The sequence below is a fragment of the Neobacillus sp. DY30 genome, from assembly GCF_030123065.1.
In the GTDB taxonomy this organism is placed as follows: domain Bacteria; phylum Bacillota; class Bacilli; order Bacillales; family Cytobacillaceae; genus Neobacillus.
This window is the reverse complement of record NZ_CP126093.1, coordinates 4724660-4737232: the sequence shown is the minus strand read 5'-3', so window position 1 is coordinate 4737232 and position 12573 is coordinate 4724660. Positions and strand designations below refer to the sequence as shown.

Here is a 12573-nt window from a genome sequence, read left to right as displayed (position 1 = left end):
TAGATTGTTGGAGGGAAAATAGTATGACAGTAAAATGGGAAAAGCTTGAAGGAAACACCGGTGTCCTTACTGTTGAAGTAAGCGCGGAAAAAGTAAATGAAGGCTTAACTGCAGCTTTTAATAAAGTTGTTAAGCAAGTAAATGTACCTGGCTTCCGTAAAGGAAAAATGCCACGTCCAATGTTCGAAAAGCGTTTTGGTGTAGAATCTCTTTATCAAGATGCATTAGATATTCTTCTTCCTGAAGCTTATGGAAATGCAATCGACGAAGCAGGAATCGAGCCAATCGACCGTCCTGATATCGACATTGAACAAATGGAAAAAGGCAAAGAGCTTATCTTCAAAGCAACTGTACAAGTTAAGCCTGAAGTAACATTAGGCGACTACAAAGGTTTAGAAGTAGAAGAGTTCGACACAACTGTAACAGACGAAGATGTAGCGAAAGAATTAGAAACTCTTCAAAACCGTCAAGCTGAGCTTGTTGTGAAAGAAGAAGGCACTGCTGAACTTGGTGATACAGTGGTTATCGATTTCGAAGGATTCGTTGATGGCGAAGCGTTCGAAGGCGGAAAAGCTGAAAATCATTCACTTGAATTAGGTTCTGGTTCATTCATTCCAGGATTTGAAGAGCAGTTAGTAGGAGTAGCTACTGGCGAATCTAAAGATGTTGAAGTATCTTTCCCTGAAGAATACCATGCAGCTGAACTTGCTGGTAAGCCAGCAGTATTTAAAGTAACAGTTCATGAAATTAAAGGAAAAGAACTTCCTGCATTAGATGATGAGTTTGCGAAAGATGTGGATGATGAAGTTGAAACATTAGACGCATTAAAAGAAAAAATTAAAACTCGTTTAGAAGACAGCAAGAAGCACGAAGCTGAGCACAACTTACGTGATTCTTTAGTTGAAAAAGCTGCTGAAAATGCAACAGTTGAAATTCCAGAAGTTATGGTAACAAACGAAGTAAACCGTATGCTTCAAGAATTCGAACAACGCCTGCAAATGCAAGGTATGAACCTTGAGCTTTACTTCCAATTCTCAGGTCAAGATGAGAATGCACTGCGTGAGCAAATGAAAGAAGAAGCTCTTAACCGTGTTCGCGTTGCATTAACGCTTGAAGCAATTGTAAAAGCTGAAAACATTGAAGTAACTGACGAAGATGTTAATGCTGAGCTTGAAAAAATGGCTGGTATGTACAACATGACTGTTGATAACATTAAGGCAGCACTTGGCGGCGTTGATGGTATCAAAGGTGACCTTCAAAAGCAAAAAGCAGTTGAATTTTTAATCGAAAATAAAAAATAATAATGATCGTTAAAACATGGCACGATTTGATCGTGCCTGTTTTTATACATTTTTTCAATTACATATTATAATAAGTACAGGGAAACCTTTTTAACAAGCAGCAGGAAAAACAGAATTACATAGCGAATTAAGTAAAACCGGCTTATCAAAGATTTAAATTGTTGAAAAGTGGTTATGCTTAATGGGTACATACGTATCATTTAAAGGTTAATCCAAACAAAAATCCGCTTTCAGAAAAACATAATTGAAGAAGTCTTTTTATTACCAGTCCGCTGGGTCCATGTGTTACAATGCAATACATACCACTGAAAAGTATCGAAAAAGAAACGGATTTTTGTTTGTGTTACGCAACTTTAAATAGTGTTATAACACGTTTTCAAGGGGTGAAAGAATTGTTTAAATTTAATGATGAAAAAGGCCAATTAAAGTGTTCCTTCTGTGGAAAGACACAAGACCAAGTTCGTAAATTGGTCGCTGGACCAGGTGTTTATATATGTGACGAGTGTATCGAGCTTTGTACAGAAATTGTTGAAGAAGAGTTAGGGACAGAAGAAGAAGTAGAATTCAAAGACGTTCCAAAGCCTAGAGAAATCTGTGAAATTCTTGATGAGTACGTCATTGGTCAGGATCAAGCTAAAAAATCGTTATCAGTTGCAGTGTACAATCATTACAAGCGTATCAATTCTAACAGTAAGATTGATGATGTTGAACTATCTAAGAGCAACATCGCGATGATTGGACCGACTGGTAGCGGGAAAACGTTATTAGCTCAAACATTAGCGCGAATTCTAAATGTTCCGTTTGCAATTGCTGACGCAACGTCTCTAACGGAAGCAGGTTATGTTGGAGAAGACGTAGAAAATATTCTTTTAAAATTGATTCAAGCTGCTGATTACGATGTGGAAAAGGCTGAAAAGGGTATCATTTATATTGATGAAATTGATAAAATTGCCCGTAAATCAGAAAATCCATCGATCACAAGAGATGTATCTGGTGAAGGTGTACAGCAAGCATTATTAAAAATCTTAGAAGGTACGGTTGCGAGCGTTCCTCCTCAAGGCGGACGTAAACATCCACACCAAGAATTCATTCAAATCGATACAACGAATATTTTATTTATTTGTGGTGGTGCGTTTGATGGAATTGAACCTATTATTAAGCGCCGTTTAGGTCAAAAGGTAATTGGTTTTGGTTCTGACGTTAAGCAGCAACAGGAAATTACACAAAAAGAGCTTCTTTCTAAAGTATTACCTGAAGACTTACTTCGTTTTGGTTTAATTCCTGAATTTATCGGCCGTCTTCCAGTTATTGCAAGTCTGGAGCAGTTGGATGAAGCAGCGTTGATTGAAATTTTAACAAAGCCTAAGAACGCTTTAGTTAAACAATATCAAAAAATGCTTGAAATCGATGAAGTAGAATTGGAATTCGAAGAAGGTGCACTAAGTGAGATTGCGAAGAAAGCAATCGAACGTAAAACAGGTGCACGTGGATTACGTTCTATCATTGAAGGAATCATGCTTGATGTCATGTTTGACCTTCCTTCTCGTGACGATATACAGAAGTGTATCATTACAAAAGAAACGGTTATCAACAATAGTGTTCCAAAGCTTGTCTTAGAAGACGGAACCGTTGTAGTAGAAGAAAAGTCTGCTTAATATATGCAGTCTAAGAGCCCAGTAAAATTACTGGGTTCTTTTTTTTCGGCGATTATCTGCCAACAAAAACAGTTTCTTACAATTTGTGGTTTATTCCCTCTCTATGCAGGAAATACTTTAAATACTTACTTAAGTTTACTGTAGCAGGAGGGAAAATTATGAGTTGGACGGGGATTGCCTTATTTATACAGCTGTTTTTTGGAATTATCATTGGGCTGTATTTCTGGAATTTGTTAAGGAACCAACGGACACAAAAGGTTTCCATTGATCGGGAATCCCGTAAGGAAATGGAACAGCTTCGAAAGATGAGATCGATTTCATTAACAGAACCATTAGCTGAAAAAGTACGTCCGACTAGCTTCCAGGACATTGTTGGGCAAGAAGATGGGATAAAGTCATTAAAAGCAGCACTATGCGGACCCAATCCACAACATGTGATTATTTATGGACCGCCTGGGGTTGGGAAAACAGCTGCGGCACGATTAGTTTTAGAAGAAGCGAAAAAAAATCAAAAATCTCCATTTAAACAAAACTCTGTATTCATTGAATTAGATGCAACGACAGCTCGGTTTGATGAAAGAGGGATTGCCGACCCGCTGATTGGATCCGTTCATGATCCGATTTATCAAGGTGCGGGAGCAATGGGACAAGCGGGTATTCCGCAGCCAAAACAAGGAGCTGTTACCAATGCTCATGGCGGAGTCCTTTTTATTGATGAGATTGGTGAGCTGCATCCGATTCAAATGAACAAGCTTTTAAAGGTGCTCGAGGACCGTAAAGTATTTCTTGAGAGTGCCTATTATCATGAGGAAAACACACAAATACCCACACATATCCATGATATTTTTAAAAATGGACTGCCGGCGGATTTCCGTTTAATTGGTGCGACAACACGAACTCCAAGTGAGATACCGCCTGCGATTCGGTCACGCTGTATGGAAGTTTTTTTCAGAGACTTAACCCAAGAGGAAATTATCCTAGTGGGGCAAAAAGCAGCTGACAAAGTAAAATTAGACATTAGTGAAACCGGATTAGAGATTTTATCTACATATGCGAGAAATGGGCGCGAAGCTGTTAATATGATTCAAATTTCTGCAGGGCTGGCGATCACCGATGAACGCAAATTTATTAAAGACGAAGATTTAGAATGGGTTGCCCATTCTAGTCAGCTGTCACCAAGAATGGAAAGAAAGATTAATGACGATTCACGGGTGGGTCTTGTAAATGGGCTGGCTGTTTATGGTCCGAACACAGGGGCACTGCTGGAAATCGAAGTAACTGTCATCCCTGCCAAGGATAAAGGTTCCATTAATATTACAGGAATTGTCGATGAAGAAAGCATTGGCGGACAAGGGAAATCAATCCGCAGAAAAAGTATGGCGCGGGGTTCGATTGAAAATGTGATTACCGTCCTGCGGTCAATGGGTGTTCCAGCAGGTGATTACGATATTCATGTTAATTTCCCAGGCGGGGTTCCAATTGATGGTCCGTCTGCAGGGATTGCAATGGCTACCGGAATTTATTCAGCCATTTACAAAGTGCCGATTGATAATAAAGTGGCAATGACGGGAGAAATAAGCATTCATGGGAATGTAAAGCCAATCGGCGGCGTATATCCTAAGGTAAAGGCTGCTCTAAAAGCTGGCGCCACAACCGTTATTATCCCTGAAGAAAATATGCAATCGATATTAAATGAGATTAAGGGAATCCGAATTGTTCCGGTTACCCATTTGAGTGAAGTCTTTGACATCGCACTTGTCAATAATCTGGCACATAATCAAGTTATACCAGCTTCCGTCGAACTGTCAAAAAAAGAATCCATTTAACGCAAAACACTTCGGTTGTTTGACCGAAGTGTTTTTAATGAAAGAAAATGTGCTAACTTGGGAAAATTAAAATATATATTGACAAGCAGATATTGTGGCTTTCTTATTATTAGACACATATTTGCAAATGAGATAGAATTGTACAAAGACGATTTCTGCTGTAAATGTCAGCAGGGAAGATTGATTTATGCATGTGGAGGTGCAAGTGAATGGCGAAAGAGAGAGAATTGATCGTCCCCCTCCTGCCGCTTCGAGGGTTGCTAGTATATCCGACAATGGTCCTGCATTTAGATGTTGGCCGTGAAAGATCAGTTGAAGCCCTTGAAAAAGCGATGGTAGATGACCATTTAATTTTTTTAACAACACAAAAGGACATTGCAATAGACGATCCATCCGAAGAGGATTTATACCAGATTGGTACATTGACGAAAGTTAAACAAATGCTTAAGCTTCCAAATGGAACCATTCGAGTATTGGTTGAGGGACTAAACAGAGCAAAAATACAGTCATTCCATGATGAAGATGATTATTATTCTGTCGGCATTGAGACATACGAAGAAACTGTAACAAAGGATGTAGAAGACCAGGCATTGATGAGAACAATGCTTGAATATTTTGAGCAATACATAAAGCTGTCCAAAAAAATCTCAGCAGAAACCTATGCTTCAGTGGTGGATATTGAAGAACCGGGGAGAATGGCAGATATCATTGCTTCACATCTGCCAATCAAACTGAAGGATAAACAAGAAATCCTTGAAACCATTGATGTAAAGCAACGAATGAATTTGGTGATTAATACCATTCAAAATGAAAAAGAAGTACTCAATCTTGAGAAAAAGATCGGCCAGCGTGTAAAGCGATCAATGGAGAGAACGCAAAAGGAATATTACCTGCGCGAACAAATGAAGGCGATTCAGAAGGAACTGGGCGATAAAGAAGGCAAAACTGGTGAAATCGCTGAATTAACGGAAAAAATTAAAAACGCAGGCATGCCTGAGCATGTTCAGCAAACCGCTTTAAAAGAACTTGACCGCTATGAAAAAGTGCCATCAAGCTCAGCAGAAAGTGCCGTTATTCGTAATTATATTGAATGGCTGATTACGGTTCCGTGGACGAAGAGGACGGATGATGATATTGATATTCTTCGTGCTGAAAAAATCCTCAATCAGGACCATTTTGGTCTAGAAAAGGTAAAGGAACGTGTTTTGGAGTTTTTAGCTGTTCAGAAGCTGACTAATTCGTTAAAAGGCCCCATTCTTTGTCTTGCTGGACCTCCCGGAGTAGGTAAAACAAGCTTGGCACGCTCCATTGCCACATCATTAAACCGTAATTTTGTCCGAATTTCACTTGGCGGTGTTCGCGATGAATCTGAAATTCGCGGTCATCGTAGGACTTATGTAGGGGCAATGCCAGGACGGATTATTCAGGGAATGAAAAAGGCAGGTACCATTAATCCGGTCTTTTTATTAGACGAGATTGATAAAATGTCCAGTGACTTCCGTGGTGATCCTTCTTCAGCCATGCTTGAGGTATTGGATCCGGAACAAAACCATAATTTTAGCGATCATTATATTGAAGAAACGTATGACCTATCAAAAGTCATGTTTATTGCGACTGCTAACAATTTGTCCACCATTCCAGGTCCACTTTTAGACAGAATGGAAATTATTACGATCGCTGGTTATACAGAAATTGAAAAAGTTCATATTACCAGAGACCATCTGCTGCCAAAACAGATTAAAGAAAATGGATTAACGAAAGGAATTCTTCAGGTACGTGATGACGCGATTCTGAAGGTAGTTCGATACTATACCCGTGAAGCAGGGGTCCGGAGCCTGGAACGACAAATGGCAACCATCTGCCGTAAGACCGCTAAGATCGTTGTCTCAGGGGAGAAAAAACGTGTGGTTGTTACAGAGAAAAATGTTGAGGAATTCCTTGGCAAGCCTAAGTTCCGTTACGGTCAAGCGGAAACAGAGGACCAGGTGGGAGTTGCGACCGGTCTAGCTTATACGACTGTTGGCGGAGATACATTGCAAATCGAAGTGTCTTTATCGCCAGGTAAAGGAAAACTGGTGTTAACCGGAAAACTAGGGGATGTCATGAAAGAATCAGCGCAGGCAGCCTTTAGTTATATTCGTTCGAAAGCCGGGGAACTTGGCATTGAAGAAGATTTTCACGAAAAATATGATGTTCACATTCATGTTCCAGAAGGTGCGGTACCAAAAGACGGTCCGTCTGCTGGTATTACCATGGCAACGGCACTTGTATCTGCACTGACAGGCAAAGCTATTCGCCGTGAAGTAGGAATGACAGGTGAGATTACACTAAGAGGCCGGGTGCTTCCGATTGGCGGCTTAAAGGAAAAAACACTCAGTGCTCATCGTGCAGGATTAACCAAAGTCATTCTCCCTAAGGATAATGAAATGGATATTGATGATATTCCAGAAAGTGTTAGAAGTGAAATAGAGTTTGTTCTTGTTTCACATGTCGATGAAGTTCTTCGGCATGCACTAGTAGAAGGTGGATTACAATGAAAGTAGTTAGTTCCGATATCGTCATCAGTGCCGTCAGGCCAGAGCAATACCCCGAAACAGATCTGCCAGAATTTGCATTAGCTGGCCGTTCGAATGTGGGGAAGTCATCTTTTATCAATAAAATGCTAAACCGAAAAGGGCTTGCGAGAATCTCGTCAAAGCCGGGTAAAACCCAAACGTTAAACTTTTATTTAATCAATGAAATCCTTCATTTTGTGGATGTTCCTGGTTATGGATATGCGAAAGTGTCGAAGACTGAGCGTGCTGCATGGGGAAGAATGATTGAAACGTACTTTACTTCCCGTGAGCAATTAAGAGCAGCGGTTTTGATCGTGGACTTACGACACCCGCCAACACAGGATGATGTCATGATGTATGATTTCTTAAAGCATTATGATATACCTTGTGTCATCATTGCCACAAAGGCGGATAAAATCCCAAGAGGGAAATGGCAGAAACATTTAAAAGTTACCAAGGAAACACTCGATTTAGAAGAAAATGACCAAATCATTCTTTTCTCATCCGAAACGGGTGAAGGAAAAGATAAAGCGTGGTCCGCTTTACAGAGTTATATGTAAAATGAAACGTCAGGCAATTTCGCCTGACGTTTATTTTTTTCTCTTAAAAAGGAAGTAGACTCCGATTAGAATGATAATGGCTGGCCAAAACTTCCAAGCAATACTTAGTCCGTTTTGAAGAAATCCAAGATATTCTGCAACTTTGTCGTAAAATAATAACAATAATGCCAATACTAAAAAGAGAAACGCTTGAAATAGTCCATTATTTGTTTTTTGAAAACGTAGAAAGTAGCCGATGGATATAAACAACACAAGCATGCCAATGGTGTTGTTAGGCCAGATTAAGATTTTACCGGCTAGATGGTAATGAAAACCAAAACCTGCGATGATGACACCTGGCAGGATTGCTTCATGATCATTAGCCGAATAACCCTGACCTAAAAATGCAATGCCGATAATAATAAGAAGGGACGGCCACGAATACAATGTTTGTAGAGCAGTAAATCCAGATTGCTGTAAGAATAGAAAGGCTCCAAAGCCTATCAGAATAATTCCAGGGAAAATGCGCTGATTCTTCATTTTAACACCACTTCCAGAAAGGTTTACTTGAATCTAGTCTATTTTTTTGTTACTGTACATAATGATGATATATTTATTTTTTTAATTAACCTTTTTTCCTATATATACTAACATATTCTTTCTTATTCTGTTCACATTTACGGGGTAAAAGTTAAAAAACCCCGTGTTATAATCAGACTAGTTAATAATGTATTAGTAGTTTTTGTATTACTTATTGGGGGTGTTCTAAAAAATGCATATTGTAGTGATCGGTCTAAACTATAAAACTGCCCCTGTGGAAATTCGTGAGCGGTTGACATTTAATGAAGCCGACCTTGGGGATGCGATAAAGAAATTAAATACTAAAAAAAGCATCCTTGAAAATATCATTGTATCTACTTGTAATCGTACGGAGATTTATGCGGTTGTGGATCAGCTGCATACAGGACGCTATTATATTAAAGAGTTTTTATCTGAGTGGTTCGGAATTGAACAATCTGAGTTTTCACCTTTCCTATTTGTATACGAAGAAGACGGAGCGATTGAACATTTATTCAAAGTGGCATGCGGTCTTCACTCAATGGTCTTAGGTGAAACACAAATATTAGGGCAGGTTCGTACCAGCTTCATGCTAGCTCAAGAATTAGGTACGACAGGTACCGTCTTTAATCAGTTATTTAAACAGGCGATTACACTTGCGAAGCGCGGCCATGCTGAAACAGACATCGGTGCCAATGCGGTCTCAGTCAGCTATGCTGCCGTTGAACTAGCTAAGAAAATCTTTGGTTCACTTGAGAATAAGCATGTTCTAATTTTTGGTGCTGGTAAAATGGGTGAGCTGGCGGCACAAAACTTACACGGCAATGGTGTCAGAAAAGTTACCGTGATTAATCGAACGTTTGAAAAGGCTAAATTGCTGGCTAACCGTTTCGCCGGTGAGGCCAAAACAATAGATGAACTGCAAAAGTCATTGGCTGATGCGGATATCCTAATTAGTTCAACAGGAGCGAAGGATTTCGTCATTACAAAATCAATGATGGAAAAAGTGGAGAAAAAGCGAAAGGGCAAACCATTATTTATGGTTGATATCGCTGTTCCCCGCGACTTAGATCCGAGAATTGCAGAACTTGAAAGTGTATTTTTATATGATATCGATGATTTAGAAGGAATTGTTGAGGCGAACCTGCAGGAGCGTAAGAAAGCTGCACAAGTGATTATGTTGATGATTGAAAAGGAAATTGTTGATTTTAAGCAATGGCTTGGATTGCTGGGAGTAGTACCAGTTATCTCGGCGCTAAGGGACAAGGCTGTCGCTATTCAAGCCGAAACCATGGTCAGCATTGAGCGCAAGCTGCCTCATTTATCGGACAGAGACAGAAAGGTTTTAAATAAACATACAAAGAGCATTATCAACCAGCTATTAAAAGACCCTATCTTACAAGCAAAAGAATTGGCTGCTCGTCCAGACGCTGAAGAGGCATTGGATTTATTTATAAAAATATTTAATATTGAAGAGCTTGTAGAAAAACAAACGAAAGCAGCCGAAACGAATAATGCAGTAATTCAAGTACCGCAGGCTTCTTTTCAGTCATAAGAGGTACTGAATATGTTTGACTTCCATATGACGCGGCTGCACGAATTGACAGTAGTCCTATATGCCTTCAGTGTGTTGTTATATTTTTTCGATTTTCTCAACCATAACCGGAAGGCCAACCGTATAGCCTTCTGGTTACTTGCGTTTGTATGGATATTACAAACTGTATTTTTAACTTCTTATATGGTCAAAACAGGAAGATTTCCAGTGTTAACGATCTTTGAAGGTTTATATTTTTATGCATGGGTACTAGTAACGCTTTCGCTGGGAATCAATCGGCTGCTAAAAGTCGATTTTATCGTTTTCTTTACAAATATATTAGGTTTTATTGTTATTGCTATTCATACATTTGCCCCGATTCAATATGACTCACACGTCATTAGCAATCAGCTTATGTCTGAACTCTTGCTTATCCATATCACAATGGCAATCCTATCGTACGGAGCTTTCTCACTGTCATTTGTCCTTTCGCTCCTTTATCTGATTCAGTATGATTTGTTGAAGAGGAAAAAGTGGGGAGCCAGACTTTTGAGAATCGCAGATTTAAGCAAGCTGGAACGATCCTCTTATATTTTAGTAGTTATTGGAGTTCCGATGCTGTTATTAAGCCTGATTCTGGGATTACAATGGGCCATTTTAAAGGTTCCAGGGATGCCGTGGTATGATATGAAAGTCATTGGTTCATTTATTTTATTAACCGGATACAGTATCTATTTGTATCTCCGTATTGTTAAAGATATGTCAGGCAGACAATTAGCCTTTTGGAACGTCGGTTCATTTTTAATTGTATTAATTAACTTTTTTTTATTTGGTCAATTATCATCATTTCATTTTTGGTACTCATAGGAGGCACTCATGAGAAAAATTATCGTAGGTTCAAGACGCAGCAAATTGGCTCTTACTCAAACAAACTGGGTGATAGAACAGCTTAAAAAGCTTGGCGGCAACTTTGAATTTGAAGTAAAAGAAATTGTCACAAAAGGGGACAAAATTCAAGATGTAACCCTATCAAAGGTAGGCGGAAAAGGTTTGTTTGTTAAGGAAATTGAACAAGCCATGTTGGATAAAGAAATTGATATGGCTGTACATAGTATGAAAGATATGCCTGCGATTCTTCCTGACGGTCTTACAATTGGCTGTATTCCTTTCCGTGAAGACCATCGCGATGCATTGATTTCAAGAGACCATATTAAATTAATGGACTTAAAACCTGGTGCAATCATCGGTACGAGCAGCCTTCGCCGCAGCGCTCAGCTTTTAGCGAAGCGACCTGATTTAGAAATTAAATGGATCCGCGGAAATGTTGATACGAGATTACAAAAGCTCCAAGATGAAGAATATGATGCTATTATCCTAGCTGCAGCAGGTCTCTCCCGACTTGGCTGGGCAAAAGAAACCATCACCGAGTTTATCGATGCAGATGTTTGTGTTCCGGCAGTTGGTCAAGGTGCATTGTCAATTGAGTGCCGTGAAGTTGATCAAGAACTTCTTGAATTATTTGAAAAATTCACTTGTAAAAAAACAGAAAAAGCTGTTAAAGCAGAACGTGCTTTCCTTCATAAAATGGAAGGCGGCTGTCAGGTTCCGATTGCTGGTTTTGCCCAAATTGCTGATAATGATGAAATTGTTCTAAATGTTTTAGTAGGTTCTCCTGAAGGTCAAGAAATTTTTAAAGAGGAACTTAGAGGAACAAACGCTGAAGAGCTTGGTATCGCCGCTGCTGACCTATTAATAGAAAAAGGAGCTAAGGACCTGATTGAGAAGGTTAAACGGGAGCTCGAAGGTCAATGCTAAAACCATTAGGTTTGAAAGACAAAAAGGTCTTGGTCCCGCGTGGAGTGGGCCAGGCAAAATCCTTTTCACAACTTGTCGAAAAGTATGGAGGGATTTCAATTGAAATCCCTCTTATTGCATTTCGTCCAATTCAACTTACAGAACAGCTGAAACGTGTTCTGGCTGAAATTAATACATATGACTGGATTGTATTTACTAGCAATGTCACTGTCGAAACGTTCTTTTCTTTTTATCAAAAGAAAGATCATTCCTCCTTTCCGAGGATTGCCGTAATCGGCAAGAAAACGGAAGAAGTATTGCAGGAAAAAGGATTTAAAGCAGAATTTGTACCCTCTGCCTATGTGACAGAAGTTTTTACGGACGAGTTCTTGCCTATTGTACCGAGTGGTTCAAAAGTACTGATTCCTAAGGGGAATCTCGCAAGGGAATATATTTCTACTACGCTTAGTAATCATGGTGTACTTGTTAATGAAATCGTTATCTATGAGACATATATGCCGGAAGAGAGCACTGAAAAGCTGGCTCAAATGCTTTTTGACAATGAGCTTGATATCTTAATGTTCACGAGTCCCTCGACTGTTGATCACTTTATGAGTGTTGTGAAGGCGTATAAACTCGAGAACCATATAAAAAGATGTGTAACAAGCTGCATCGGTCCTGTCACAGAGAAGAGATTACGTGCTTATGGACTGCCAGTTCACGTTTCTCCAGAGGAATATACCGTTAAAGAAATGATTAAAAGCACGATTCAATTTTTAGAAAAATGATATTCAAAAATAGAATTTGGGGG

General features: G+C 39.4%; 10 protein-coding genes. 9 read left to right on the top strand and 1 reads right to left on the bottom strand.

Translation table 11 applies throughout. The features are described 5' to 3' along the window. The first annotated feature begins 23 nt into the window (after nucleotides 1-23). The 5 genes from tig (at nucleotide 24) to yihA (ending at nucleotide 7897) form a co-directional block, all read left to right on the top strand. Nucleotides 24-1301, top strand: a complete 1278-nt coding sequence (gene tig, locus QNH29_RS23450) for a trigger factor (protein ID WP_283861701.1) — start codon at nucleotides 24-26, stop codon at nucleotides 1299-1301. A gap of 392 nt (nucleotides 1302-1693) precedes the next feature. Then, complete coding sequence (gene clpX / locus QNH29_RS23445; RefSeq protein WP_283861700.1) at nucleotides 1694-2956, top strand: ATP-dependent protease ATP-binding subunit ClpX; 1263 nt, start codon at nucleotides 1694-1696, stop codon at nucleotides 2954-2956. A gap of 158 nt (nucleotides 2957-3114) precedes the next feature. Further along, a complete protein-coding gene (gene lonB, locus QNH29_RS23440) occupies nucleotides 3115-4782 on the top strand; it encodes an ATP-dependent protease LonB (RefSeq protein ID WP_283861699.1) in 1668 nt (555 codons plus the stop codon). 209 nt (nucleotides 4783-4991) lie between these two features. Next, nucleotides 4992-7319 carry an endopeptidase La gene (lon, locus tag QNH29_RS23435; RefSeq protein ID WP_283861698.1) on the top strand — a complete coding sequence of 776 codons (2328 nt, stop codon included), beginning with the start codon at nucleotides 4992-4994 and terminating at the stop codon, nucleotides 7317-7319. Beyond that, complete coding sequence (gene yihA / locus QNH29_RS23430) at nucleotides 7316-7897, top strand: ribosome biogenesis GTP-binding protein YihA/YsxC (protein WP_283861697.1); 582 nt, start codon at nucleotides 7316-7318, stop codon at nucleotides 7895-7897. Before lon ends, yihA begins: the two co-directional genes overlap by 4 nt. A 30-nt stretch (nucleotides 7898-7927) precedes the next feature. Here the strand turns inward: yihA and QNH29_RS23425 are convergent, their stop codons facing one another. Continuing rightward, nucleotides 7928-8416: a LiaI-LiaF-like domain-containing protein gene (locus QNH29_RS23425; protein ID WP_283861696.1), complete on the bottom strand. Its 489-nt coding sequence runs from the start codon at nucleotides 8414-8416 to the stop codon at nucleotides 7928-7930. 232 nt (nucleotides 8417-8648) lie between these two features. On the opposite strand from QNH29_RS23425, the gene hemA reads away from it, so the two are divergent. Genes hemA through QNH29_RS23405 form a run of 4 tightly spaced genes read left to right on the top strand, consistent with a single transcriptional unit; the run spans nucleotide 8649 to nucleotide 12550 of the window. Continuing rightward, nucleotides 8649-9989, top strand: a complete 1341-nt coding sequence (gene hemA / locus QNH29_RS23420; RefSeq protein WP_283861695.1) for a glutamyl-tRNA reductase — start codon at nucleotides 8649-8651, stop codon at nucleotides 9987-9989. Nucleotides 9990-10001: 12 nt separating this feature from the next. Continuing rightward, complete coding sequence (locus QNH29_RS23415; protein WP_283861694.1) at nucleotides 10002-10835, top strand: cytochrome C assembly family protein; 834 nt, start codon at nucleotides 10002-10004, stop codon at nucleotides 10833-10835. A gap of 9 nt (nucleotides 10836-10844) precedes the next feature. After that, nucleotides 10845-11783 (top strand): hydroxymethylbilane synthase, encoded by a 939-nt coding sequence (gene hemC / locus QNH29_RS23410; protein WP_283861693.1) that lies wholly within the window; start codon nucleotides 10845-10847, stop codon nucleotides 11781-11783. After that, nucleotides 11777-12550, top strand: a complete 774-nt coding sequence (locus QNH29_RS23405; RefSeq protein WP_283861692.1) for a uroporphyrinogen-III synthase — start codon at nucleotides 11777-11779, stop codon at nucleotides 12548-12550. The genes hemC and QNH29_RS23405 overlap by 7 nt, the downstream gene beginning before the upstream one ends. Nucleotides 12551-12573 lie beyond the last annotated feature (23 nt).